The sequence below is a fragment of the Methylocystis sp. genome, from assembly GCF_051061285.1.
In the GTDB taxonomy this organism is placed as follows: Bacteria; Pseudomonadota; Alphaproteobacteria; order Rhizobiales; family Beijerinckiaceae; genus Methylocystis.
This window is the reverse complement of the sequence record NZ_JBPFEA010000024.1, coordinates 139960-164898: the sequence shown is the minus strand read 5'-3', so window position 1 is coordinate 164898 and position 24939 is coordinate 139960. Positions and strand designations below refer to the sequence as shown.

26 protein-coding genes are annotated in these 24939 nt (G+C 64.5%); 20 read left to right on the top strand and 6 right to left on the bottom strand.

Annotation, left to right across the window (positions count from 1 at the left end; genetic code table 11):
* The first annotated feature begins 294 nt into the window (after positions 1 to 294).
* The 3 genes from smc to ACR65T_RS08435 all read left to right on the top strand — a co-directional run bounded on the left by smc (position 295) and on the right by ACR65T_RS08435 (position 5742).
* Complete coding sequence (smc, locus tag ACR65T_RS08445) at positions 295 to 3750, top strand: chromosome segregation protein SMC (protein ID WP_434496063.1); 3456 nt, start codon at positions 295 to 297, stop codon at positions 3748 to 3750.
* Positions 3751 to 3949: 199 nt separating this feature from the next.
* Positions 3950 to 4963 (top strand): AI-2E family transporter, encoded by a 1014-nt coding sequence (locus tag ACR65T_RS08440; protein ID WP_434496062.1) that lies wholly within the window; start codon positions 3950 to 3952, stop codon positions 4961 to 4963.
* 83 nt (positions 4964 to 5046) lie between these two features.
* On the top strand, positions 5047 to 5742 hold the full coding sequence (locus ACR65T_RS08435) for a ceramidase domain-containing protein (RefSeq protein WP_434496060.1): 696 nt from the start codon (positions 5047 to 5049) through the stop codon (positions 5740 to 5742).
* Here the strand turns inward: ACR65T_RS08435 and ACR65T_RS08430 are convergent.
* Positions 5697 to 6296: a CPBP family intramembrane glutamic endopeptidase gene (locus tag ACR65T_RS08430; RefSeq protein ID WP_434496059.1), complete on the bottom strand. Its 600-nt coding sequence runs from the start codon at positions 6294 to 6296 to the stop codon at positions 5697 to 5699. The genes ACR65T_RS08435 and ACR65T_RS08430 overlap by 46 nt on opposite strands.
* A gap of 311 nt (positions 6297 to 6607) precedes the next feature.
* On the opposite strand from ACR65T_RS08430, the gene ACR65T_RS08425 reads away from it, so the two are divergent.
* The 5 genes from ACR65T_RS08425 (at position 6608) to ACR65T_RS08405 (ending at position 9301) form a co-directional block, all read left to right on the top strand.
* Positions 6608 to 6943 carry an AtpZ/AtpI family protein gene (locus ACR65T_RS08425; protein WP_434496058.1) on the top strand — a complete coding sequence of 112 codons (336 nt, stop codon included), beginning with the start codon at positions 6608 to 6610 and terminating at the stop codon, positions 6941 to 6943.
* A 173-nt stretch (positions 6944 to 7116) separates the two neighbouring features.
* Positions 7117 to 7884 carry a F0F1 ATP synthase subunit A gene (locus tag ACR65T_RS08420; protein ID WP_434496057.1) on the top strand — a complete coding sequence of 256 codons (768 nt, stop codon included), beginning with the start codon at positions 7117 to 7119 and terminating at the stop codon, positions 7882 to 7884.
* A 45-nt stretch (positions 7885 to 7929) separates the two neighbouring features.
* Positions 7930 to 8151: a F0F1 ATP synthase subunit C gene (locus ACR65T_RS08415; protein ID WP_014892520.1), complete on the top strand. Its 222-nt coding sequence runs from the start codon at positions 7930 to 7932 to the stop codon at positions 8149 to 8151.
* An 89-nt stretch (positions 8152 to 8240) separates the two neighbouring features.
* Positions 8241 to 8810 (top strand): F0F1 ATP synthase subunit B family protein, encoded by a 570-nt coding sequence (locus ACR65T_RS08410; RefSeq protein WP_434496056.1) that lies wholly within the window; start codon positions 8241 to 8243, stop codon positions 8808 to 8810.
* An 11-nt stretch (positions 8811 to 8821) separates the two neighbouring features.
* Positions 8822 to 9301, top strand: a complete 480-nt coding sequence (locus ACR65T_RS08405; RefSeq protein ID WP_434496054.1) for a F0F1 ATP synthase subunit B family protein — start codon at positions 8822 to 8824, stop codon at positions 9299 to 9301.
* A 100-nt stretch (positions 9302 to 9401) separates the two neighbouring features.
* Here the strand turns inward: ACR65T_RS08405 and ACR65T_RS08400 are convergent, their stop codons facing one another.
* Positions 9402 to 9938, bottom strand: a complete 537-nt coding sequence (locus ACR65T_RS08400) for a hypothetical protein (protein ID WP_434496053.1) — start codon at positions 9936 to 9938, stop codon at positions 9402 to 9404.
* Positions 9939 to 10029: 91 nt separating this feature from the next.
* Complete coding sequence (locus tag ACR65T_RS08395) at positions 10030 to 10566, bottom strand: invasion associated locus B family protein (RefSeq protein WP_434496052.1); 537 nt, start codon at positions 10564 to 10566, stop codon at positions 10030 to 10032.
* Positions 10567 to 10893: 327 nt separating this feature from the next.
* On the opposite strand from ACR65T_RS08395, the gene coxB reads away from it, so the two are divergent.
* From coxB to ACR65T_RS08345, 10 genes are all read left to right on the top strand, one after another.
* A complete protein-coding gene (gene coxB, locus ACR65T_RS08390; RefSeq protein ID WP_434496051.1) occupies positions 10894 to 11757 on the top strand; it encodes a cytochrome c oxidase subunit II in 864 nt (287 codons plus the stop codon).
* 56 nt (positions 11758 to 11813) lie between these two features.
* Positions 11814 to 13475, top strand: a complete 1662-nt coding sequence (gene ctaD / locus ACR65T_RS08385) for a cytochrome c oxidase subunit I (protein WP_434496050.1) — start codon at positions 11814 to 11816, stop codon at positions 13473 to 13475.
* A 113-nt stretch (positions 13476 to 13588) separates the two neighbouring features.
* On the top strand, positions 13589 to 14521 hold the full coding sequence (locus tag ACR65T_RS08380; RefSeq protein WP_434496049.1) for a heme o synthase: 933 nt from the start codon (positions 13589 to 13591) through the stop codon (positions 14519 to 14521).
* Between the two features lie 24 nt (positions 14522 to 14545).
* Positions 14546 to 14743 (top strand): CoxF, encoded by a 198-nt coding sequence (locus tag ACR65T_RS08375; RefSeq protein ID WP_434496048.1) that lies wholly within the window; start codon positions 14546 to 14548, stop codon positions 14741 to 14743.
* A gap of 2 nt (positions 14744 to 14745) precedes the next feature.
* Entirely contained in the window at positions 14746 to 15339 is a 594-nt protein-coding gene (locus ACR65T_RS08370; protein ID WP_175093564.1) for a cytochrome c oxidase assembly protein, read from the top strand.
* Between the two features lie 76 nt (positions 15340 to 15415).
* A complete protein-coding gene (locus ACR65T_RS08365) occupies positions 15416 to 16306 on the top strand; it encodes a cytochrome c oxidase subunit 3 (protein ID WP_434496047.1) in 891 nt (296 codons plus the stop codon).
* A 71-nt stretch (positions 16307 to 16377) separates the two neighbouring features.
* The gene (locus ACR65T_RS08360; protein WP_434496046.1) at positions 16378 to 16755 is read left to right on the top strand and encodes a DUF983 domain-containing protein; all 378 of its coding nucleotides are present in this window, start codon (positions 16378 to 16380) and stop codon (positions 16753 to 16755) included.
* On the top strand, positions 16752 to 17489 hold the full coding sequence (locus ACR65T_RS08355) for an SURF1 family protein (RefSeq protein WP_434496045.1): 738 nt from the start codon (positions 16752 to 16754) through the stop codon (positions 17487 to 17489). Before ACR65T_RS08360 ends, ACR65T_RS08355 begins: the two co-directional genes overlap by 4 nt.
* A 93-nt stretch (positions 17490 to 17582) precedes the next feature.
* A complete protein-coding gene (gene thrC / locus ACR65T_RS08350; protein ID WP_434496044.1) occupies positions 17583 to 18989 on the top strand; it encodes a threonine synthase in 1407 nt (468 codons plus the stop codon).
* A gap of 21 nt (positions 18990 to 19010) precedes the next feature.
* Positions 19011 to 19613 carry a GNAT family N-acetyltransferase gene (locus ACR65T_RS08345; RefSeq protein ID WP_434496043.1) on the top strand — a complete coding sequence of 201 codons (603 nt, stop codon included), beginning with the start codon at positions 19011 to 19013 and terminating at the stop codon, positions 19611 to 19613.
* Positions 19614 to 19747: 134 nt separating this feature from the next.
* Here the strand turns inward: ACR65T_RS08345 and rph are convergent, their stop codons facing one another.
* Positions 19748 to 20461: a ribonuclease PH gene (gene rph, locus ACR65T_RS08340; protein ID WP_018407504.1), complete on the bottom strand. Its 714-nt coding sequence runs from the start codon at positions 20459 to 20461 to the stop codon at positions 19748 to 19750.
* 158 nt (positions 20462 to 20619) lie between these two features.
* Here rph and ACR65T_RS08335 point away from each other — a divergent pair, with 158 nt between their 5' ends.
* Positions 20620 to 22719: an elongation factor G gene (locus tag ACR65T_RS08335; protein ID WP_434496042.1), complete on the top strand. Its 2100-nt coding sequence runs from the start codon at positions 20620 to 20622 to the stop codon at positions 22717 to 22719.
* Between the two features lie 4 nt (positions 22720 to 22723).
* Here ACR65T_RS08335 and ACR65T_RS08330 read toward each other — a convergent pair whose 3' ends face one another.
* Both ACR65T_RS08330 and ACR65T_RS08325 read right to left on the bottom strand, forming a co-directional pair.
* Positions 22724 to 24028 carry a 4Fe-4S ferredoxin gene (locus ACR65T_RS08330; protein WP_434496041.1) on the bottom strand — a complete coding sequence of 435 codons (1305 nt, stop codon included), beginning with the start codon at positions 24026 to 24028 and terminating at the stop codon, positions 22724 to 22726.
* A gap of 46 nt (positions 24029 to 24074) precedes the next feature.
* Positions 24075 to 24527 carry a MarR family winged helix-turn-helix transcriptional regulator gene (locus ACR65T_RS08325; RefSeq protein ID WP_434496040.1) on the bottom strand — a complete coding sequence of 151 codons (453 nt, stop codon included), beginning with the start codon at positions 24525 to 24527 and terminating at the stop codon, positions 24075 to 24077.
* Positions 24528 to 24662: 135 nt separating this feature from the next.
* Between ACR65T_RS08325 and ACR65T_RS08320 the strand changes: the two genes are divergently transcribed.
* Positions 24663 to 24872 carry a hypothetical protein gene (locus ACR65T_RS08320; protein ID WP_434496039.1) on the top strand — a complete coding sequence of 70 codons (210 nt, stop codon included), beginning with the start codon at positions 24663 to 24665 and terminating at the stop codon, positions 24870 to 24872.
* The last annotated feature ends 67 nt before the right edge of the window (positions 24873 to 24939 follow it).

Below are 24939 nucleotides of genomic sequence, written 5' to 3'. Positions count from 1 at the left end.
GGCGTCTCGAAGGACGATGGAACCTTCACGCACGCCTTTTAAGCTCTCCCTCGTGCTTCGAGACGCGCCTTCCAGGCGCTCCTCAGCATGAGGGAGAGGATAGCTGTCCTTCACTAGACGCCCAGCGTCTCTTTCCTATTTTTTCCGCCGCAATCCTGCGATGCAATGAAAATGTGATTCGGCGGCGAAATGCGACGCGCATCCGTCACGGGAGCGCCCTTCGGTAGAGCCTACCCACAACATATCGCGTCGGTTTTCTTGCTTTCCCCTGCAGTTTGTGGCGGTCTTTAGGCAATGAAATTCGAGCGCCTGCGCCTTCTGGGCTTCAAGAGCTTCTGCGAGCCGACCGATTTCCTCATCGAGCCGGGCTTGACCGGCGTCGTCGGCCCCAATGGCTGCGGCAAGTCTAATCTCGTCGAAGCCCTGCGCTGGGTGATGGGCGAAAACTCCTATAAAAACATGCGCGCGTCCGGCATGGACGACGTGATTTTCTCGGGCGGCGGCTCGCGCCCGGCGCGCAATCTGGCCGAAGTAGGCCTGGTGCTTGACAATTCGTCGCGCACCGCGCCGGCGGCCTTCAACGACGCCGACGCGATCGAGGTGACGCGCCGAATCGAGCGCGAGCAGGGCTCCACCTACCGGATCAACGGCCGCGAGGTGCGCGCCCGCGACGTGCAGCTTCTCTTCGCCGACGCCGCCACCGGCGCGCGCTCGCCCTCGCTCGTGCGCCAGGGCCAGATCGGCGAGATCATTTCAGCCAAGCCACAGGCGCGCCGCCGCATCCTCGAAGACGCCGCCGGCGTCGCCGGGCTGCATTCGCGCCGGCACGAGGCCGAGTTGCGCCTCAACGCCGCGTCAGAAAATCTCACGCGCCTCGAAGATGTGCTGAAGCAGGTCGACAGCCAGGCCGACAGCCTGAAGCGGCAGGCGCGCCAGGCCAACAAATACCGCGGGCTTGCGGCGCAAATCCGCAAGAATGAGGCGCTGGCGGCGCTTCTCGCCTATCAGCTCGCCGCACAACAGCTGCAGGGCGCCGCTTCGAAGCTCGAGGCCGGCCGGCGCAGCGTGCAGGACCGCACGCTGGAGCAGGCTGAGGCGGCGAAGTTTCAGGCGGTCGCCGCGCATGAGCTGCCGCCGCTGCGCGAGAAGGAGGCGGAGGCCGGCGCGGCGCTGCATCGGCTCGTCGTCGCGCGTCAGGCGCTGGAGGCCGACGAGCAGCGCGCCAAGCAGCGAATCGCCGAGCTTCAGCGCCATATCGAACAGTTCGGCCGCGATCTCGAACGCGAACGCGCGCTGATCCAGGACGCGGCCGAGGTCGCGCAGCGGCTTGAGGACGAGCGCGCCGAGCTGCAAGGCGGCGACTCGCACGACGCCGGCCGCGAGACAGAGGCGCAAGCGCGGCTGATCGACATTGAAGCGGCGCTGGCGGCGACCGAGGCCGAGCTGTCGAGCGCGCAGGAGCAGCTCGCCGGCGTCAACGCCAAGCGGGGGGCGCTCGAAGCGGCGCTGCGCGACGAAAATCAGCGGGTCGCGCGCTTCGAGGCGGAGCTGACCCGCATCGAGACGGAATTTGCGCTGATCGCCGGGCAGGGCGGCGGCGCCGACGAAGTCGAGCGTCTCGCGCAGGCTTTCGAACAGGCGGCGCAGGATGCGCGCGCCGCCGAAGAAACGACGCAGGAGACCGAGGCCGCCACGCGGCGGGCGCGCGACGCCGAGACCGCCGCCCGCGCGCCGCTGGAGCAGGCGGCGCTGCGCGCGCAGCGGCTCGAGACCGAGACCCGCACGCTCGAACATCTGCTGCAAACCGGCTCCGGCGGCCTCTGGGCGCCGGTGGTCGAAAGCATGACCGTCGAAAAGGGCTATGAGACCGCGCTGGGCGCGGCGCTCGGCGACGATCTTGACGCCTCGGCCGACGATTCGGCGCCGGCGCATTGGTCCGTGACGTCCGGGGAGGGCGATCCGGCCTTGCCCAATGGCGTGCGCGCGCTCGCCGCGCTGGTCGACGCGCCGCCGGCGCTGCGTCGCCGGCTCGCGCAGATCGGCGTCGTGCTGCGCACCGAGGGCGAGAGCCTGCGCAAGCTTTTAAAGCCCGGCCAGCGGCTCGTCTCCAAAGAGGGCGACCTGTGGCGCTGGGACGGCTTCACCCAGGCCGCCGAGGCGCCGACCGCCGCCGCGCGCCGCCTCGCCGAGAAGAACCGGCTCGCCGATTTGCGCGTCGACGCCGCCGCCGCGCGCGCCGCGGCCGATTCGCTGACCGAAGCGCTGAACGGGGCGCGTGAGGCCGCGCGAGCGGCCGCCCAGGCCGAAGCGGAGGGGCGCGACGCGCATCGTCGCGCCCGCGTCCGCCTCGAGGAAGCGCGCGAACGCCATTCGACGGCGGAGCGCCGTCAGGCGCAAATCGCCCAGCGCCTGTCGGCGCTGCAGGAAGCCAAGGCGCGGACGCTCGCCAATCGCGACGAGGCCGCGCAAAAGCGTGCAAGCGTGACGCAGGCGCTCGACCAGCTTGAGGAGCCGGCGTTCCTCGCCGGCGCTTTGGAGAATTTGCGCGGCCGCGCCATGGCGGAGCGCGCCCAGGCCGGCGAGGCGCGGGCCGCGGTCGCCTCCCTGCGCCACGAAAGAGCGGCGCGCGCGTCGCGGCTGTCGGCGATCGCGCGAGAAACCGCGTCATGGGCGGAACGCCGCGATCGCGCGCAGGACCGCATCGGCGAGCTGGAAGAGCGGCTGGCGACGGCGCAAGAGGAACATGCCCGCATCGGCGATGCGCCCGACGCTTTCATCGGCCAGCGCCGCGCGCTGATGAACGCGCTCGAAGAGGCCGAGGCCGCGCGCCGCGACGCCTCCGACGCGCGCGCTTCCGCCGAAACGCGTCTTGCTGAAGCCGACCGCGCCGCTCGCGCCGCGCTTGAGGCGATGAGCGCCGCGCGCGAAGAGATGGCGCGCAGCGAGGCGCAGCTGGACGCCGCGCGCCAGCGGGTCGCGGACGTCGAGCGCGCCATCGCGCATGATCTCGAATCGACGCCACAAGCGCTCGCCCAACTCGCCGAGGTCAAAGACGGCGACGATCTGCCGGAGATCGCCGACATCGAACGGCGGCTGGAGAATTTGCGCGCCGACCGCGAACGGCTCGGCGCCGTCAATCTGCGCGCCGAGGACGAACTCACCGAGGTCGAGGCGCAGCGCGAAAAGATGATCGCCGAGCGCGACGATCTTTCGGAAGCCATCAAGAAATTGCGCGCCGCGATCGCCAGTCTCAACAAGGAGGGGCGCGAGCGCATGCTCGCCGCCTTCGACAAGGTCAACGCGCACTTCAAGGAGCTGTTCACGCTGCTGTTTGACGGCGGCGCGGCGGAATTGCAGCTTGTCGAAAGCGACGATCCGCTTGAGGCCGGCCTCGACATTCTCGCGCGACCGCCGGGAAAGAAGCCGACGACGATGACGCTGCTCTCCGGCGGCGAACAGGCGCTGACCGCCATGTCGCTGATTTTCGCGGTCTTCCTGACCAATCCGTCGCCGATCTGCGTGCTCGACGAGGTCGACGCGCCGCTCGACGACAGCAATGTCGAGCGCTTCTGCGATCTCCTCGAGGAGATGCGCAAGAAGACCGACACGCGCTTCGTCACCATCACCCATAATCCGATCACCATGGCGCGCATGGACCGGCTGTTCGGCGTGACGCAAGCTGAGCGCGGAATCTCGCAGCTCGTCTCGGTCGATCTGGAGCAGGCGGAGAAATTCGCGCTGGCGAGTTGATGATTTAAAGGTTTTGGTTTGGTTTGAGTTGCGAGAGCAGTCACTCGAAGCCAAAAGCTTTCGCTTTGTCGCCGCTGGCGTGTTTCGGCGACTCGACGTCGCCACGTAAGCGCTTCGGCCGTTCGCCGCACTAAATGTCCCGAATATGCGCTTGGCTTGCGGCTTACGCGCGTTGACCACGTAATCGGGCGAAGCTGATATGACCAGAAGCGAATTTGTTTTGCGTTCGGCGATTTTCATCGCGCTCGCCCTCGCGCCGTTTCTCATTTGGCTGCTCTTCGACGTCATCGTCCTTGCGACAGGCGCGGTGCTCGTCGCGACGCTCATTCACCTCGTCGCAACGCCGTTCCTGAAGATCCGCCTGCCGCGCGGCGTGGCGCTCACGCTTTCGGGTTTGCTGATCGCCTCGATCATCGGCGGAACCTTCTATCTCTTCGGCCGTACGATGGCTGACGAGTTTCACGACGTGCTGCGCCGCGCCGAGCAGACGGCGGACGCGATCTCGCTCGCAATCGCCCGATCAGGTCTCTCTGAATACCTGCCGTCTTCCTTTGGCGAAAATATTTCGCTGCCGGCTCTGATCGGACGTTCCTTCACCGTCAGCATCGAGGCCGTTCTTGGCGGGCTCGTAGCTTTTTTCGCCGGCGTGTTCATCGCGAGCGATCCGGCGCTCTACAGCGAAGGCTTCACGCTGCTGTTTGCGCCGCGCTGGCGCAATAGAGCGCGCGAAACGCTCGGTCACGTTGCCACCGCGCTGCGCCGCTGGCTGCTCGGTCAGATGATTGAAATGGTCACGATGGGCGTCATGGCCGGCGTGGCGGTCTGGCTCATCGGCCTGCCTTCGCCCTTCGCGCTTGGCGCCATATCGGGGCTCTCGGAATTCATCCCCTATATCGGGCCGATTCTGGCGATCTTTCCTTCGGTGGCGGTCGCGGCGACGATCGGACCCTATACGATGCTTTGGACGATCCTCGCCTATCTCGCCATTCATCAGCTCGACGGCAACATGATCATGCCGCTCATCCAGCGGCAATTGGTGCGCGTGCCGCCGGCGCTCATGCTCATTTCGATCGCGACGTTCGGCACGCTGTTCGGACTGGGCGCGACGATCTTCGCCGCGCCGCTGACGGTGGTCATCTATGTCGCGGTGATCAAGCTCTATGTGCGGGATACCTTGGGCGAGTCGACGAAGCTGCCGGGAGAGAAGGCGTAAACACCCTCCCCCTCAAGGGGAGGGTGGGCGCGACTGACGAACGCCGTCGTCGCGCCGTAGCATTTGAATTGCAAGAACCGTTCATGGATTGGCGCGCGCCGGTAATGGATTATTGCGAAAGGCCGAGCTCGGCCTTCTGGGCGGAGCCGGCGAATGCGTTGAGCAATTTCGCCTTCGTGATCGCCGCCGCCAGCGCCCTTCTTCTTTGGCGACGGCGGGGCGGGGCGGATTATCCAGCGCTCGCGTTGATCGTCGTGACCGCGTCGGTTGGCGTTGGCAGCTTCATCTTCCATACGATCGCGACGCGCGGCGCCATGCTGCTCGACGTCGTTCCGATCGCGATCTTCATCTATGGCTATTTCCTGCTGGCGCTTCGCCGGTACTTTCGTCTGTCGATAGTTTTGGCGACGACGATCACGCTCGCTTTCGCGGCCCTGTCATTGTTCGCGACGACGGTTGACGCGCTGAACGGGTCGGTCGGCTATCTGCCGGCGCTCGCCGCGCTGGCGATCTTCGCCGCGCTGCTTTGGACGCGGCGCGGGCAGCGCGGGACCGCGCAAGCGCTTGCCGTCGCCGCGCTGCTTTTCGCGATCTCGCTTGTCTTTCGAACGATCGACCGCGCGATCTGTCCCGCCGTTCCGCTCGGCGCGCATTTTCTGTGGCATATGCTGAACGCCTGCGTGTTGTGGCTGCTGCTGCGCGCGGCGATCGTCGCCGCAGCGCGCCCGGACGATCAGGCAAGCCCGATCCAGAACGCGAAAGAGCCGACGGCCGCGTGAGAGGCGGTCAGCGGCCAGACGTTGCGCGTGAAAAGATATGCCGTGCTCCACGCGACTCCGGCGAGAAATGTGTTGGCGAGCAGGACGGGATCGCCATAGGCGCCATGCATCAGCGAAAAGACCGCCGAGGAAAACAGCACGTAATGGCGTCCGCTCATCTGCAGCCGATCGGCGATCAGCTTGGGGACCGAGCGGCAGACGATCTCTTGGCAGGGGCTCGAGACGAGCACATAGAAGGGCGCGAAGGCGACCCAGTTCGGCTCCGGGGTCGAATGGCTCAGGAACTGCGCTTCGACGACGACTCCCGCCAGAAGAAGACAGGTCAGGGCGCCGCAGATCAGCCAGGCGCGAGCGCCTCTGGGCGCGCCCAGACCGAGTTCAGCGAAGGAATATCCGCCGAGCACGCAGGCCGCGATGCAAAGGCCGGAAACGACAAGCAGCGCCTCGAAGCGGATTTGAAACGACAGCGCGCCGCCGGCGATCGCCAGGCTCGGCGCGAGCAGCAGGAGCAGGAAGGCGACGAGCGGCGCCAGGGATCGCAAGGGGAGCGTCATAAAAGCGTAACATGTTTACCGCTGTCACAGTTCCGCGCCCGCGCCCTCCGGCAATTTGCCGCGCCGCGGCGCCTCGTCGGAGAGCAGATGGGTCCGCTCCGAGAAACATGCTTTCATTTCAACTGCTTATCAAAACGAGCCTCGCCTTGACTAAATGAAAGACCGGAAATATGTTGCGCGCGGCTCGAAAGGATTGGCCGCAAGCCGAGAGTTTCGCGCCGTCTCCCGAACGGTTCGACTTTTCCGTCGCGCGGCGTCGCGCCATCGTTCAATTTTTGCGCATGGCGCAATCTGCGAGGCGAAAAACGCCGATGAGCGACGAAAACGAGGAAGACGCGGAGCGCGCGGCGCTCAACGCGCGGCTCCAAAAGCTCAACGCGGCCTTGCGCAAGGTCGACGAAGAGAAGGCCGCCGAAGTCGCGCCGCGGACGGAGCGCAAGGGCTTCACGCGCGCCTTGCGCGTCGGCCTCAACGCGTTCTCCGAATTCGTCGGGGCGGTGTTGGTCAGCGCCGTCATAGGCTGGCAGGCGGATCAGTGGCTTGGCACGACGCCATGGCTTCTGATCGTGATGCTGGGACTGGGCGTCGCGGCGGGATTTTGGAACGTCTATCGCGTGGCGAAGCCGAAAGCGCCGGGCGAGGACTAGAGCAGGTTCCGAAAAAGTTGACAGACTTTTTCGATGAGAACCTGCTCCAACGTTTTGATGTTGAGCGATTCCTTATCGATCACATGAGTCCATGTGATCGATAAGCGCTCTAGGGAACATGAAGGCGCGTCCTAGCGCCAAGCGGGGCCGGGCGGCGACGCCCGGAAAAAGCGATGAATCCGGAAGAAGCAGCCGCAAAGCCCAATCCCATCGAGCAGTTCGAACTGCATCGACTGTGGCCCTTCGAGATCAGCGGCATCGAGACCTCCTTCACCAACGCCTCGCTGTTCATGCTGCTTGCCGCGCTCGGCGTCGTCGCGCTGATGATCCTTGCGACCTCCAAGAAGGCGATCGTGCCGGGCCGCGTGCAGGCCATGGCCGAGATGCTCTATGAATTCGTCGCCGGCATGGTGCGTCAGACCGCCGGGACCGAAGGGATGAAGTTCTTTCCCTTCGTCTTCACGCTCTTCGCCTTCATTCTCATCGCCAATCTGATCGGGCTTGTGCCCTACACCTATTCGGTGACGAGTCAGATCGTCGTCACCTTCGCCTTCGCGATCGTGGTGATCTCGCTCGTGGTCGTTTACGGCCTCTATCGCCACGGCTTCGGCTTCCTCAATCTTTTCGTGCCGCATGGCGTGCCGTTGCCCGTGCTCGTCGTGCTGGTGCCGATCGAGATCATCTCCTTCCTGTCGCGGCCGGTGTCGCTTTCCGTCCGTCTCTTCGCCAATATCCTCGCCGGCCACATCACCCTCGCCGTGTTTGGCGGCTTCGTGGTGATGCTGCTCGGGGCCGGCGTCTGGGCGGCGCTCGCGCCCGTGCCGATCCTGGCGATCGTCGCGCTCTATGCGCTCGAACTGCTCGTCGCCTGTCTGCAGGCGTTCGTCTTCAGCGTTCTCACATGCGTCTATCTGAACGACGCGATTCACCCGGGCCACTGATAAAAATCGAACAATAAACGTCGCCCCATTCAGCAGGAGAAAGATATGTCAGAAATGCAACTCGTCGGCGCCGGACTGGCGGCGATCGGCACCGGCGCCGCGGCGATCGGCGTCGGCATCATTTTCGGCAATTTCGTCAACGGCGCGCTGCGCAACCCGTCGGCGGCCGCTTCCCAGTTCACCAACGCCATCATCGGCGCGGCGCTCGCCGAAGGCCTGGGCATCTTCGCCTTCCTCATCGCAATCCTGCTGTTCCTGAAGCAGTGACCTTTCGCGTCCGGCCTTGCGGCCGGGCGCGCTTTCTCATGCGCCGCGCGGCCGCCGCGCGGCCTTTGTCCGAGACTTGGATCATGTCCATGGCGATCATCTCTTCCGCTTTCGCCGCCGAGGGCGAGCAGACGACGCACGAGGCCGTCGGCGCCGGCGAGGCGCATCACGAGGGCGTCTTTCCGCCCTTCCAGACCGAAAATTTCGCGCCGCAGATTTTCTGGCTCGTCATCATTTTCGGACTGCTCTACGTGCTGATGTCGCGCATCGCGCTTCCGCGCGTGGGCGGCATCATCGAGAACCGGGGCGCCAAGATCGCATCAGATCTCGGCGCCGCGCGCGAGATGCAGTCGAAGGCGCAGGCCGCCGCGGCCGCGAATGACGAAAACCTTCGTCGCCGTCGTGACGAGGCGCAAGGCATCGGCCGCGAGGCGCAGCACAAGATCGCCGCTGAGAGCGCAAGGCAGCGCGCGCTCGCCGAATCGCAGGCGTCGGAGAAGATCCGCGCCGCCGATGAGCGCATCGCGAGCGCAAAGACAAAGGCGCTGGCCAATGTCGAGCAGATCGCCGTCGACGCCGCCGCCTCCATCGTCGAGAAGCTCACCGGCGCCAAAATCGACCAGGCCGCGCTCGCCAAGCACGCGACATCGTCGAACTGAGGAGAGGCTCAATGCATTTCGACGCGGAATTCTACGTCGCCGTCGGCTTCACGATCTTTGTTCTCGTGATGGTTTGGGTCGGCGCGCACTCGAAGTTCGCCGCGTTCATTGATGCGCGCATCAACCGCATCAAGGGCGAGCTCGCCGAAGCCGAACGCCTGCGCAACGAAGCGGAGGCGCTTCTTGCGTCCTTTGAACAGAAGCGGGCGGAAGCGGAAGCCGAAGCCAAGGCCATCGTCGCGCAGGCGAAGGAAGAGGCGGAATTGATCGCCGCCGAGGGGCGTCGTCGCCTCGGCGAATTCATGGACCGCAGCGTCAAGCAGGTCGAACAGAAGATCGCGCAGGCGGAGGCGCAGGCCTCGGCCGAAGTGCGCGCCGCCGCCGCCGACGCCGCCGTCAAGATCGCCGAGCGTGCGCTCTCCGCCGGCGCAGGCGCCGGCAAGGATTTCGTCGGCGACGGCATCAAGGAACTGAAGTCGCTCGCACACTGATGAGAAGGGCGGCTTAGAGCGCTTATCGATCACATCGAATCATGTGATCGATGGAGCAGGTTCTCATCGAAAAAGTCTGTCAACTTTTTCGGAGCCTGTTCTAGCCGCCCTTGCGCTTTTTCTCGGTCGCGGGCTTTTCTGCGCCCTGGGTAAAGCCCACCAGAATTTCGTAATCATCCTGGGCGCGCGGGCTCATGAGAGGCACCGTGAACGGATCGGCGATGACCTGAAATTCGCCGCGCGCGCCGCCTTTTGGGATTGACGCGCTAACGCGATAGGTCTTCGAGGCGATGAGCGTATCGTCTTTCAGCCGGCGAATCGCCACCCGCAGATTGGCGCCAAAGGCGCCGGGCTGACCGAGCGCGCCGAGCACGACGGAGCCTTCGAGGCCCACTCTGATCGTCAGATGGTCGCCGTCGACCACGCATTCGCGCGCCGTCTCGCCAAGCGAAAGCTGATAGCGCACATTGGAGCCGTCGGCGTCGGGCGGCGACCGCAGCATGGCCGCGCCGCTTTCGATGAACACTTCGGGACAATCCGGCGTCGCGCCGGGCGGCGCTGGCTGCCCCTCCTTTGGTTCGCCGCCGCCGAAGATGCTGGGCACGCGAAGCCGCGGCAGTTCGAAAGCCGCCGCCACAGGCGTGAGCGCGATGGACGCGGAAACAGCTATGGCCAGGCGACTCCGCGCCGTTCTAAAGAGCGTGCCCGCCGGGCGCTTCGTGCAAACGTTACGGCAGCTTTGCGAATCCATCCTTGAATCCCTGCAGAGTCAGCGGCAATCCTATGCCTTCTTCCGGAACCTGGTGAATGATGAAGGTTGCGGTCTTGCCGCTCTTCAGTTGATCGATGAGCTTGTCGTCCATCATCACCTCGGCGACGCAGCCCGTCGGCAGACATTTGACGAAGCCGGCGCGGCCGACGTCGGCTTGGTCGATTTTCAAGCCGAGCCCGTTAGGCAGGAGCACGCCGAGCGGCGCGATCACGCGCAGCAGACGGCTCTTGCCGTCGCTCGTCTTCAAGACGATGACGACGAGGTTGATGTTGCTCTTATCCTCGGCGACGACGCTCTGAATCAGCGCGCATTGTTCCGCGGCCGCGCCTGCGGGCTTCTCGCAGCGCATTTCCCAATCGCCGAATTTGGCCTTGGCGGGGCCGCCTTGCGCATGGCTCGCGATGGCGCTGAATCCGAGCAACAGCAATGAGGCCGCCGCCGCGACCTGATGTCGCAACAGGCGACGCGTTTTCGCAGGGCGCAAGGGCTTCATGATGGCTCCTGGCGGACGGCTCCGCGGCCGTTCCAATTTCGTGACGCTGGGAAAGTGGCCGGTCGCCTCGGGCCGTCCAGCGCGACAGGCCGTTGCCTATCAAATGGACTTCAACTGTCAAGGTCGTCGGCGTTCGCGCCGCATTGTTTGGCAAACCCTTTGACGCGACGATTTGTCTGTCGAATTTGGCGTTGCATCAATTGCGCGGACCGACGGTTTGTGATTGAACCGGCCGACTACCGAGCGGGGCGGGCTTTGGGCGGGCTGCGCACGGAAATCGCAAAAAGAACAACGACTGTCTGGCGAAGGGTTCGAAAGGCGGCTTTAATGTTTAACGTCAATCGACAGATGCTGACACGTGGCGCATTGGCGGCCGCCGTGGCGATTCCCGCGACTTTGTTCGCCGGCTTCGCCCTCGCACAAGTTGAAGGGCAGCCCACTCCGGGCGGCCTCGGCCTGCCGAACATGGTCACGCCGGTCGGCCTGGGAACTCAGCAATTCTACAACATGGTGTTGATGCCGATCATTTCGTTCATCGCGCTCTTCGTTCTGGGCTTGCTGGTCTATGTCAGCTATCGGTTCAACGAGCAGAAGAACCCCATTCCCTCGAAGCTGACGCACAATACGCCGCTCGAAATCGTCTGGACCTTGATTCCGGTCCTGATCCTTCTGTTCATCTCAGTCCCGTCGCTGCGGCTGCTGGCGGAGCAGGTTGAAGTCCCGGAGGCGTCCGTCACGCTCAAAGTGACCGGCAACCAGTGGTACTGGTCCTATAAATATCCGGAGGATCAGGGCGGCGGCTTTGGCTTCGATCAGATGCTGAAGCCCGAATCCGAACTCCAGCCCGGCGATCTTCGTCTGCTGTCCGTCGACAATGAGGCGCTTGTGCCGGTCAATGAGGTCATCGCCGTGCACATCACGTCGAATGACGTCATCCACGCGTTCGGCGTCCCTGCGTTCGGCGTTCGCATGGACGCGATCCCCGGTCGTTTGAACCAGACATGGTTCAAGATCGAGAAGGAAGGCGTCTACTACGGCCAGTGCTTCTTCATCTGCGGCAAGGATCACGCCTATATGCCGATCGTGATCCGCGCGGTCAGCCGCGAGAAATACAATGAGTGGCTTGCCGAGGCGAAGCAGAAGTTCGCCAGCGCCGGCTCGCGGGTGCGGGTCGCCGCCCAGAGCCACTGAAAAGCCGCTGAAACGAGACGCAACGGAACACACTAGTCTTTCTAAGGAACATGACGATGGCGAGTTCGACGATGGCCGGGGCGCATGATCATCCGAGGGGTTTGCGCCGCTTCCTCTTCTCCACCAACCACAAAGACATCGGCACGCTCTACATCATCCTCGGTTCGATCGGCGGCGTCATCGGCTTCCTGCTGTCGCTCGGCATGCGGCTCGAGCTGGCGTATCCCGGCGTGCAGATTTTTCCGGGGCTTGCGGAAGCGCTCCAGGGCGCCGATCCGTCGATGGCGCTGGATGCGGGCAAGAACCTCTACAACGTGTTCATCACGGTGCATGGCGTGCTCATGATCTTCTTCATGGCCATGCCGATCCTCATCGGCGGCTTCGGCAACTGGTTCGTGCCGATCATGATCGGCGCGCCGGACATGGCGTTCCCGCGCCTCAACAACATTTCATTCTGGCTGCTCTTCTCCTCGCTCGTGCTCGCCGTCATTTCGATGTTCGTCGAGGGCGCGCCGGGCATGAAGGGCTTTGGCGGCGGCTGGACCTTCTATCCGCCGCTGTCGTCGAACACCGGCTCGCCCGGCCCGGCGATGGATTTCGTGATCCTGGCGCTGCATCTCGCCGGCGCTTCGTCGATCCTTGGCGCGATCAACTTCATCACGACGATCTTCAACATGCGCGCGCCCGGCATGACGCTGCACAAGATGCCGCTGTTCGTGTGGTCGATCCTCGTGACCGCCTTCCTGCTGCTGCTCGTGCTGCCGGTGCTTGCCGGCTGCGTGACGATGCTGCTCACCGACCGCAACTTCGGCACGATGTTCTATGATCCGGCGGGCGGCGGCGATCCGCTGCTGTTCCAGCATTTGCTGTGGTTCTTCGGCCATCCGGAAGTCTACATCGTCATTCTTCCCGGCTTCGGCATCATCAGCCAGATCGTGTCGACCTTCTCGAAAAAGCCGGTGTTCGGCTATCTCGGCATGGCCTACGCCATGGTCAGCATCGGCGTGCTCGGCAGCATCGTGTGGGCGCACCACATGTATACGGTCGGCCTGTCGCTCAATGCGCAGCGCTACTTCACGCTGGCGACGATGGTGATCGCGGTGCCGACCGGCATCAAGATCTTTTCCTGGATCGCGACGATGTGGGGCGGGTCGATCTCGTTCCGCGCGCCGATGGTCTGGGCGATCGGCTTCATCTTCGTGTTCACGATGGGCGGCATCACCGGCGTCGTGCTGGCCAACGCCAGCGCCGACAAGCAGTTCCACGAGGGCTACTATGTCGTCGCGCACTTCCATTACACGCTGTCGCTCGGCGCGGTCTTCGCGCTCTATGCGGGGTTCTATTACTGGTTCCCCAAAATGACCGGCTACATGTATTCGGAGACTCTGGCCAAGGCGAACTTCTGGCTGCTGTTCATCGGCGTCAACGTCGTCTTCTTCCCGCAGCACTTCCTCGGACTGGGCGGGATGCCGCGTCGCTACATCGACTATCCGGACGCTTACGCGCTGTGGAATCTGGTGTCGTCCTCCGGCATGATCTTCATCACGCTCTCGCTGATCGTCTGGTTCTACGCGATCATTGAGGCCTTCATGAAGAAGCGGCTGGCCGGCGCCAATCCCTGGGGCGTGGGCGCAACGACGCTGGAATGGACTCTGTCGTCGCCGCCGCCCTTCCATCAGTTCCAGGTTCTGCCGCGGATCACCGGGGCGAGCCGGTAATAAACGAAGCGTCGGCGCGAAGAACTCGCGCCGACGATGCAAGCCGGCGCCGGCGAGCAATGACTCGGCTCTTCTGCGCCCGCCTCAGCGGCCAAGGTTCTGAGTGAAACGCCATGAGCGACGCATCCTATCTGCACGACGAACAGGCTCCGCGCATCTCGGTCGCGTCGCCATCCGACTATTTCGCGCTGCTCAAGCCGCGCGTGATGTCGCTCGTAGTGTTCACCGCGCTCGCCGGTCTGTTGCTCGCGCCGACGCCGCCGCATCCGCTGATTGGCTTCGCCTCGCTCCTCGCGATCGCCGTTGGCGCCGGCGCTTCCGGCGCGCTCAACATGTGGTACGACGCCGATATCGACGCGCTGATGACGCGCACGCGCAAGCGGCCAATTCCCGCGGGTCGCCTCGATCCTGAGTCGGCGCTCGCCTTTGGCCTCGTGCTGGCGACGCTGTCAGTCTTTACGCTCGGCTATGTCGCGAACTGGTTTGCCGCTGCGCTGCTCGCCTTCACCATTCTCTTCTATGTCGTGATCTATACGATATTGCTGAAGCGCTGGACGCCGATGAATATCGTCATCGGCGGCGCCGCCGGCGCGCTTCCGCCGATGGTCGGCTATGCCGCCGCGACGGGCGAGATCAGTCTTGCGAGCGTCGTGCTGTTTGCGATCATCTTCATGTGGACGCCGCCGCATTTCTGGTCGCTGGCCTTGCTGAGAAGCGAGGACTACGCCCGCGCCGGCGTGCCGATGCTGCCGAATGTCGCCGGCGAAGACCGCACGCGTCTCGAAATCCTGATCTATGCGCTGGCGCTCGCGCCGCTTGGCGTCGCGCCATGGCTGTTAGGCTTCGCCTCGCTCGCCTATGGGCTTGTCTCGATCGGCTGCGGGATTGCGCTCGTCGGCGGAGCCGCGGCGGTGTTCAAGCAGCGTGAAGGCGATGCGGCCCGTCGGGCCGCCCGCCGGATGTTTTTGTTCTCCATCCTCTATCTGTTTCTGCTGTTCCTGGTCCTCGTCGTCGAGCAGACGGCGCATATCTTTGCGCTGATCTAGGCGGCCAAGCGGATGGTGAAAGAAATGACCGATGCAGGAGACAAGATGAAAGCGCGCGCGAGCTTATTCGACCGGCCAGGGGTCGTGCTGACCGACGAGCAGGCGCGCAGCCGTCGCGCGCGCAACATCGCGATCGGCGTGACGATCGCGCTCCTCGCCGTGCTGTTCTATGCCGTCACGCTCGTGAAGTTTGGCGCCGCCATCGTCAATCGGACGATCTGACCATGAACGCGCCGGCGCCTCGTTCACGCAAACGCCCGCGGATGATCGCGGCAGCGCTGGTCGTGGGCACGGCGGCGATGCTCGGCCTGTCTTTCGCTTCGGTTCCGCTTTACCGGGCCTTTTGCGCCGCGACCGGCTTTGGCGGCACGCCGAGGACCGATGTCGCCGGCGCGCCGTCCCCCGGCGAGCGCGTGCTCACCGTGCGCTTCGACGCCAATGTCGCCCGTGATCTGCCGTGGCGCTTCGAGCCTGAGGTCGCCAAGATCTCCTTGCGCACCGGCGAGACGAAAACCGTCTATTACAAGGTCGCCAATCTCTCTGATCGCGAGACCAGCGGCCAGGCGGCCTACAATGTCACGCCCGGTCAGGCCGGGGCCTTCTTCGTCAAGGTCGCCTGCTTCTGCTTCGAGGAGAAGCGGCTCGGCCCCCATGAGGCCGAGGAATGGCCGGTGGTTTTCTATCTCGATCCCGCTCTTGAGCGCGAAGAAGGCATGCGCGGCGTTCGTGAGATCACGCTTTCCTACACGTTCTTCGCCATCAAGGATTCCACTGCGGCGAAGACGAGCGAGACGGCGACCGCAAAGCCGAAGGGTTGACTGCGCCGCGCGACTTGACCGCGCGGCAAACTAGGGGACTGGCCGGTACCGCCGGCCGATGACAAGGAAGAGCAAGATGGCGGACGGACACGCGAAACCCGAACACGACTATCATCTGGTCGATCCGAGTCCGTGGCCGATCGTGGGCGCGCTCGCCGCGCTCATCACGGCGATCGGCGCGGTCATGTGGATGGCGCAGCACAAGGGCGCGCCGATCGGCGGCATGACCTTCGGCGGCGCCATGTTCTTTGTCGGCCTGGGCGGCATTCTGCTGGTCATGTATGCGTGGTGGAGCGACATCATCCACGAAGCGAGCGTCGGCGGATTCCACTCGCCGGTCGTGCGGCTGCATCATCGCTACGGCATGATCCTGTTCATCTTCTCGGAGGTGATGTTCTTCGTCGCCTGGTTCTGGGCGTTCTTCAATTCGGCGCTCTTCCCGGCCGATGCGGCGCAGGTCCTGCGCACCGAATTGTTCCAGGGCGTCTGGCCGCCCAAGGGCATGGAAGTGCTGAGCCCCTGGAAACTGCCGCTCCTCAATACGCTCATTCTGCTCAGCTCCGGCGCGACTCTGACCTGGGCCCATCATGGCCTTCTGGAAAACAAGCGCGACGTGTTGAAGAAGGGCTTGATCGCGACGATCGCGCTCGGCCTGCTGTTCACGACGATCCAGGCCTATGAATATCTTCACGCGCCCTTCGCCTTCGCCTTCGACCCGGCGAAGCCGGCGGCGACGAATTACGGCTCGACCTTTTTCATGGCGACCGGATTTCACGGTTTCCACGTGATCGTCGGCACGATCTTCCTCATCGTGTGCCTGCTGCGCGTCTTCAAGGGCGCCTTCACGCCGGACCAGCATTTGGGCTTCGAATTCGCCGCCTGGTACTGGCACTTCGTCGACGTCGTCTGGCTGTTTCTGTTCGCCTGCATTTACGTGTGGGGAAACTGGGGCGGGACAATGGAATAGGCGCGCCTGCGCCAGTTTGAACATTGGACGGTCACGGGCGCGCCCGTGACCGTTTTCGTTGGAGGACCAACATGTCACAAGAGCACGTCTATCCGCCCGTTTCGCTCTATGTCGACGGAATCCTCGGCAGATGTCCGCGCTGCGGCAAGGGCCACATGATCCGCGGCCTGCTGACCGTTGCGCCGACCTGCGAGGTTTGCGGGCTCGATTTCTCCTTTGCCGACGCGGGCGACGGTCCGGCGATCATGGTCATGACCGTCGTCGGCTTCGTCGCGATCGCGGTGCTGTGGTACGTCGAGGTGAACTATCAGCCGTCCTATTGGGTGCACGCCGCCATCCTCGTGCCGCTATCAGCCATTCTCTGCGTGGGGCTGCTGCGGCCGATGAAGGGCCTGCTGATCGCCCTGCAATATTTCAACAAGGCTGAAGAAAGCCGCCATCAGTCGTGAGTTCCGCCGTCCGCGCGCTTCTGGGGCCGGCGGTTGCGACGACGCTGCTCTTTGCGCTGCTGGTCAGTCTAGGGTTTTGGCAGGTGCGGCGGCTCGGCGAGAAAGAGGCGCTGATCGCGCGCGTCGAGCAGCGCTCCACGCAGGCGCCGCAGCCAATTCCGCCGCCTGAGCGATGGGCGAGCCTTCGCTCTGAAGATTACGACTTCATGCATGTGCGGGCGACGGGTCGTTTTGTCGGCGGCCGCGACGCGCTCGTCTTCGCCGCGCCGCCGGAGGGCGCGAGCCGCGAGCCGGGCTATTGGCTGCTCACGCCGTTTGCGCCGACGGGCGGCGGCGTCGTGCTTGTCGACCGCGGATTTCTTCCGGCCTCAAAAGCCGGCGACGCCGACGTGCGCGCCGCCCCCTCCGGCGAAGTGACGCTCGTCGGATTGCTGCGCGCGCCGGAGCGCCGCAACCCGTTCACGCCCGCCGATCAGCCCGAAAAGAACGTCTTCTACGCGCGCGATCCCGCGGCGATCGCCGGCGCTCTCGGCTTAGCCGACGCCGCGCCTTTCGCGCTCGTCCTCGACGCGGTCCCCGCAGCGGGGCCGGATTGGCCGCGCCCGGTGGGAGGCGTTCCAACGATCGTCAATAATCACTTCTCCTACGTCGTGACGTGGTTCGGCCTGTCGCTCGCGCTTCTCGTCGTTTTTGGGATCTACGCGCGCGGCGTTCTTGCGCATAAGCGCATCTAGCGACCTCGGGCTTGCAGCGCTGTCGAATATGCTATGAAAAGCGCACTGACACGCGTGCGCGCGGCGCGCGCTCTTCCATCCATGGATTGACGGTTGCGCTATCTCTCAACCCGCGGCGAGGCCGCGCAGCTCGGTTTCGACGACGTTCTGCTCGCCGGTCTTTCGACTGACGGCGGGCTCTACACGCCGCTCGCCTATCCGCGTCTCGCGCCTTCCGAGATCGCCGCGCTCGCGGGCCGGTCATATGCCGAAGCGACGGCGAAAGTGATCGCGCCTTATCTCAGCGAGACGTTTTCGCGTGAGATTTTGCGAGCGCAGACAGAGAGCGCCTATAGCGGGTTTCGTCACCGCGCGATCGCGCCGCTGACGCAGATCGCCGACAATCTCTTCGTTCTCGAACTTTTTCACGGGCCGACGCTCGCCTTCAAGGATCTGGCGATGCAGCTCCTCGGGCGCATGATGAATCATGTGCTCGAAGAGCGAAATCTGCGCGCCACCATCGTCGGCGCGACGTCCGGCGATACGGGCGCCGCGGCGATCGAGGCGTTCAAGGGTCTGGACCGCGTCGACGTCTTCATATTGTTTCCGCACGGCCGGGTCTCCGACGTGCAGCGCAAGCAGATGACCACGGTCGCTGACGACAATGTTCATACGATCGCGCTGCAGGGCTCCTTTGACGACGCGCAGGCGATTTTGAAACGGCTGTTTCGCGCCGCCGACTTTCGCACGCGCGTCGGACTCGCCGGGGTCAATTCGATCAACTGGGCGCGCGTCGTCGCGCAGACCGTCTATTATTTCACGAGCGCCGTCGCCCTTGGCGCGCCGCATCGGCATATTTCCTTCGCCGTGCCGACGGGCAATTTCGGCGACGTGCTGGCCGGCTATGTCGCCAAGCGGATGGGGCTGCCGATCGAGAGGTTGGTCGTCGCGACCAACGCCAACGACATTCTAGCGCGCGCGCTTGCGAGCGGCCGTTACGAGCCGCGGGGCGTCACGCCGACTCAGTCGCCGTCGATGGACATTCAGGTTTCATCCAATTTCGAGCGCCTATTGTTTGATGCGACGGGGCGCGATCCTGCAGTGATCCGCGCCGCTTTCGCCTCGCTCGATCAATCCGGCGCTTTCGACATTCCGCCTGCGGCGCTCGCCGCCATTCGCGGCGAATTCGATGCGCAGTCCGTCGGCGAGACCGAGACGACGGAGGAGATTCGCCGCACTTGGCGCGAGACCGGCTATGTGCTCGATCCGCATACGGCGACCGGCGTCACCGCGGCGCGCGCGCGGCTCGCGAAAGATCCGGCGACTCCCGTCATCGCGCTTTCGACGGCGCATCCGGCAAAGTTTCCGGACGCTATTGAGCGCGCCATCGGACTGCGTCCGCAGCCGCCTGAAAATATTGCGGCGCGGCTTGACGCGCCGGAACGATTCACGATTCTTGAGAATGATGGCGCGCGAGTCGCCGAATTCATCTCGTCGCACGCGCGGGCGGCGAAGAGCTGACAAGGTCTGGCAAGGAGCACGATGGCGATCTTCAGCGTAATCGGGCGGCGCGACCTGCCGATTAGAGGCGACGGTCTTTATCTGCGCGCGTCCGAAATGCGCGACTACATCGAGTGGGCCGAACTGCGCGAAAAAAGCCGCTCCTTCCTGACGCCCTGGGAGCCGCTCTGGCCGATCGATGATCTCACGCGGGCGAGCTTTCGCTACCGCGTGCGCCGCCACGCCGAGGAAATGGCCCGCGACGAGGCCTATTCCTTCTTCATCTTCCGTGAGGAGGACGACGCGCTGATGGGCGGCCTCTCCTTCGGTCATGTCCGGCGGGGCGTGTCGCAGGCGGCCACGCTCGGCTATTGGATGGGCGAACCCTATGCAGGCAAGGGCCACATGACCCGCGCCGTTCGCGCCGCTTGCGCCTATGCTTTCGAGAAGCGCGGCTTCCATCGCATCGAGGCGGCTTGCCTGCCGACGAACGAGCCTTCCAAGCGGTTGCTGGAGCGCGTCGGCTTCAAGCAGGAGGGCTATGCGCGCTCCTATCTCAACATCAATGGCCAGTGGCGCGACCATTTGCTCTATGCGTTGTTGGAAACTGATCCTCTGCCGATCAATCCGCCATCGGCGGCGTAAACGGTGCTGAAAGAAAACGCGCCCAGCGATCGATGCAGGGCGCGCGGCGCGGGACGAGCTTCCCATGCGGCTTGAGCCGCGCCGTCTCTTCAAATCAGATCGCCGCCTTCCTGCGCTGACGCGGACGAGATCGCTTACGCGAGCGCAGCTTTCTGCAGAGCGACGAGGTCCGCAACTCCCTGCTGGGCGAGCGCCAGCATGGCCGACAACTCATCCTGGGAAAAAACCGCGACTTCGGCCGTCGCCTGAATTTCAACGAGGCCGCCCGACCCGGTGAGGACGAAATTGGCGTCGGTCGCCGCGGTTGAATCCTCGGCGTAATCGAGGTCGATCACCGGGGTTGCGTTGAAGATGCCGCAGGACACGGCGGCGACATGATCGCGCAGCGGGCTTTCCTTGACGATGGAGCGCGAACGCATCCAATCAAGGCAATCATGCAGCGCCAGCCAGGCGCCGGTGATCGACGCCGTGCGCGTGCCGCCGTCCGCCTGGATGACGTCGCAGTCGACGACGATCTGCCGCTCGCCAAGCGCTGGCAGATTGGTGACGGCGCGCAGCGAGCGGCCGATAAGGCGCTGGATTTCCTGCGTGCGTCCCGAGAGCCTTCCGGCGGCGGCCTCGCGACGCGTGCGGGTGTGGGTGGCGCGCGGCAGCATGGAATATTCCGCCGTCACCCAGCCTCGGCCCTGGCCGCGCAGCCACGGCGGCGGCTTGTCTTCGAGCGACGCTGCGCAGAGCACCTGCGTATTGCCGAATTTTACGAGGCAGGAGCCCTCGGCGTAGCGGGCGACGCCTCGCTCGAAACTCACCTGGCGCATCTCATCGGGCGCGCGTTTACTGGGGCGCATAATAGCTCCGTTGTCGTATGGGTTGCGCCTTCTATCGCGCTTTCCGCGAGCTTGGAAGCGCCGGGCGAGGGACGGCGTCTTGCGCTGGCGGCCGCATGGTGAAACCATGAGCTAACGGGGCCGGACGAAACCAGGCTCCGATAGATAAGGAGGGAGTGATGGGTCAAACATTGTCCCCAGCGTCGTCCCAAGGAGCGCATTCTCACGAGGCGAGAGCACAGGGCCCGCGGCTGATTGCGCTGGCGGGCCCGTTCCAATGCGGCAAGACCACTCTTCTCGAGGCTATTCTGGCCCACGCCGGCGCGATCCCGCGGCAGGGCCCCGTCGCTGCAGGAGCCAGCGTCGGCGACTCCAGTCCGGAAGCCCGCGCCCATCAGATGAGCGTCGAGTCCAATGTCGCGACGGTCGATTATATGGGCGACGGCTACACATTCGTCGATCTGCCAGGCTCCGTCGAATTCGCCCATGACTCGCGCAATATCCTGCCGACGGTCGACGCCGCCGTCGTCGTCTGCGAGGCCGACCCCCGCAAGATACCGGCGTTGCAGCTCATTTTGCGCCAGCTTGAAGAGCTCGGCGTGCCGCATTTCATTTTCCTGAACAAGATCGACGCCGCGACCATCGACGTGCGCGAGGCGCTCACCATTCTGCAGCAGGCTTCGCGCACGCCGCTGCTGCTGCGTCAGGTTCCGATCTGGAACAATGGCGTCGCGGTCGGCTTCATCGATCTCGCGCTGGAGGGCGCCTATGTCTATCGCGAACATGCGCCGTCGGAAGTCGTCGAGATTTCCGGGGGCGACGTCGCGACCGAGAAGGACGCCCGCTACTCGATGCTGGAGCGGCTCGCCGACTATGACGACACGCTGATGGAGGAGCTGATTTCCGACATCGAGCCGCCGCGCGATCAGGTGTTCGACGACCTCACCAAGGAATTGCGCGCCGGACTGGTCGTGCCTTTGTTCATCGGCTCGGCCGAACGGGGCGCCGGGGTGACGCGGCTGTTGAAAGCGATGCGCCACGAGGCGCCGGGAGTCGAAGCGACCCGCGTGCGGCTTGGCGTCGGCGAGAGCGGCCCCGCGCTGGCGCGCGTCATCCGTACGATCCACACGCCGCACGGCGGAAAAATGTCGGTCGCGCGCGTGCTGCGCGGCTCCCTTGCGGACGGGCAGACCGTCGCTTCGCCGCAGGGAGAGGATCGCATTTCGGGCATATCGCATTTGATGGGCGCGGCGACGAGCAAGACGACGGAGGCGAAGACCGGAGAGGTCGTCGCTCTCGGGCGTCTCGATCATGCGCAGACCGGCGACACGATCGTCGCCGACGCCCGCTCGGGCGCGGCGGATCTGCAGAAGACGCGCGCGGAAGCTCCCGATCCGGTGCACGCCCTCGCGCTCAATGTGAAGGACCGCAAGGACGAGATGCGCCTCGCCGCGGCGATGACGAAGCTCATCGAAGAGGATCCTTCGCTCGTTTTTGTCCATGACCAGGAGCTGTCGCAGATCAAGCTCTTCGGCCAGGGAGAGATGCATTTGCGCGTCGCGCTTGAACGCCTCGCCGCGCGCTTCAACGTCGCGGTCGACTGCTCAAGGCCGACGGTCGCCTATCGCGAAACGATCCGCCATAAGGTCACCGTCCGCGGCCGTCACAAAAAGCAGTCGGGCGGACATGGCCAGTTCGGCGACGTGGTGATGGAGATCGCGCCGCGCGGCCGCGGCGAAGGATTCGCCTTCAGCGAACGCGTCCACGGCGGCTCCGTGCCCAGGCAATATTTCTCGTCCGTCGAGGCTGGCTGTCAGGACGCCCTGCTGCACGGCCCGTTAGGTTTTCCGGTGGTCGACGTCGAGGCGGTGCTGACCGACGGCTCGTACCATTCCGTCGATTCTTCCGACATGGCGTTCCGCACCGCGGCGCGCATCGGCATGAGCGAAGCCTTGGAAAAGGCCGAGCCGATCCTGCTGGAGCCGGTGCTCGCGGTCGATATTTTCGTGCCGAGCGACGCCATGTCGCGCGCAACCGGCATCGTCTCGGCGCGGCGCGGCCAGATCATGGGCTTTGGTCCGCGCGAGGGTTGGGACGGCTGGGACAAGCTCGAGACTCTGATCCCGGAGGCGGAGATGGACAATCTCATCGTCGAACTGCGCTCGGCGACCGCCGGCGCGGGCTTTTACCAAGCGCGCTTCGACCATCTCGCGGAAGTCGTCGGCAAGCAGGCGCGCGACATCGTCGCCGCGCATACCGCGAAGGCGAACGCGGGATAGCGGTTCAGCCTGGAAAGCAGCGCCCGAAGGCCAGCAGCAGGCGCGGATCGCCACGCAGCCTGATCTTGCGGCGCAGCAGCGCCCAGACGAGGCTCGTCTCCTTGCGCACGAAGCGCAGCCAGGTTTCGGAGTCGGCGGTCACGAGCAGTCGCGAGTCGCCGACAAGGCCGTCGTCGACGCGGAGCGTTTTATTTGCGATGACGATGGTGGCGCTGCGACGGTCCGCGCCGGTGAAGACGAAGTGGTAGACCGCGTCGAGACCGGTCGACTTGCCGCGCTGGAAGAATAGCCGCAAGCCGGAGAGGAAGCCCTCGATCGTCACGGGACGTGGCGTCGAGTCCACGCGTTTCGACGTCTTGGCCGGAAACCGGCGCGCCACATAAGCTTCGGCGTCGGAGTCAGCGACGACGTAGACCGTCTCGGCTTTCTTCTGCAGCGGATCGACGATCTCCTGGAGATAGCGCTTCTTATCCGCCTGATAGGCGCCGATGACATCGGCGCCCGCCGGGCAGACGGCCATGCAATAGGCCGCCTTGTAGTTCGGACCGAAGGCGAGGCTCTGCCACGTCGAGACGGTCTCGGCGTCGCTGACCTTCGCGCGATAGGCGCGTGCGCTTTTTGAATCCGCGATCGTCTCCACCAACTCGCCGAACCCGCCCATGAACTCGCGATAATTATGCGCGTAGCAGGCGCCGAAGTCGAAATGTCCGTCCGGCGCAATCGCGCCCGTCGGACAGGCGGCGACGCAGAGCTTGCATTCGAAGCACGGATTGAAGTCGAGCGGCGTGGCGCGCGCCTCAAAGTCGATGTCGACGGCGACCGTGCCAAGCAGAATGAAATTGCCGAACTTCGGGTGAATGACGTTGCGATGGATTCCCATGCGTCCAAGCCCCGCCGCCACGGCGACCGGCTTATGCGAGATGAGCCACATCTTGTCCGGCCATCGTGACGCTTCCATCGGAAAGCCCATCGACGGATAGGCGGCGCGCACGCCGCGCGCTTCGAGGGAGTGGGCGATCGCGCGCGCCACATCGTCACAATCGTCGGCTGCATGGTGGAATTCGAGATTGGCGGCGGAACGCGCGGGGCTGCGGATGTTCTCGCGGTTCATGCGGAGGACGAAGGAGATGAGCGTTCGCGCGAAGGGAAAAGCCGCGAGAATGTCGCGCCGCTGATCGTCAAGCGCCGGATCGTCGAGCGAGACAAGGCCGACGTCGTCGGCGCCGGCCTCAAGAGCAATGTCGCGGAGCGCGTTCGCATCGAGATCTGCGGCGTCACGTGCGAAGGAGAGGCTGCGATCTACCATCATTGCATATACCCCTTTTAGCGCGGCGACAGTCTCGGCGCCGTTCAGCTTAGATTGGCGAGGTCGCCTCCGTCAGAACGCGCAGTTCGGAGAGAAGCTTTTGCAGGCGTTCGGCGCCGAATTTCGACTCCACTGCATTCTGCGCCTCCCGCCAGTGGGGCAGCGCGTTGGCGAGCGTCGCCTCGCCGAACGGCGTCAGCGCAATCTTGCGCGTGCGGCGATCGTCGCCGGGCTTCACCTTCACAAGCCCGCGCTTCTCCAAAACCGCTAGGTTTCGCGCAAGCGCGCTGCGATCAAGCGCGAAATATTCGGCCAGTTTGCTGACCGTCGCGCCTCCGGTGAGAGAGCAGGCGACGAGCAGCGAATATTGCGTCGGCTCCAGACCGGTCGCCGCCATGAACTGCCCGTAGAGCCGCGTGATGGCGCGGCTGGCGCGGCGAATATTCGCGGCCGCGCAGCTTTGCGCGCAGAGCTTGATCTCGGACGGATCTAACGAAGACATGATATGTGCATATGCCCATTTATTCGCGCCGTCAAGCGCGGCCGGCGCTCGCTTGTGCGCGAGAGCACAGTAAACCAACGCGCTTCGGATGAGGGTCGAGGCCTGCTTTTCTCATGATCAAAAGGGAGTGATGCGATGCGAATGTTCATATTCCTGGTGGCGGCCGCTCTCGCCATGTCCTTCAGTCTCTATTCGAGCGCGGGCGGCTTGCAGCGCGCGTCGGCCTCTGCGCCGCAGGCGACGAGTCTCGACGCCAATCCGCCGCCGCGTTGCGCCAATGGCAAGAGGGTGCGACAGGCGGCGAATGTCGGATGCGTCATGAAGGGCAAGCGCCGCAGCGCGTAATTGGGGCGCTTGATCCGTCGACGGGCGGCGTTAGCTACTCGCGCAACCCTCACGCGCGAGAAGAGGC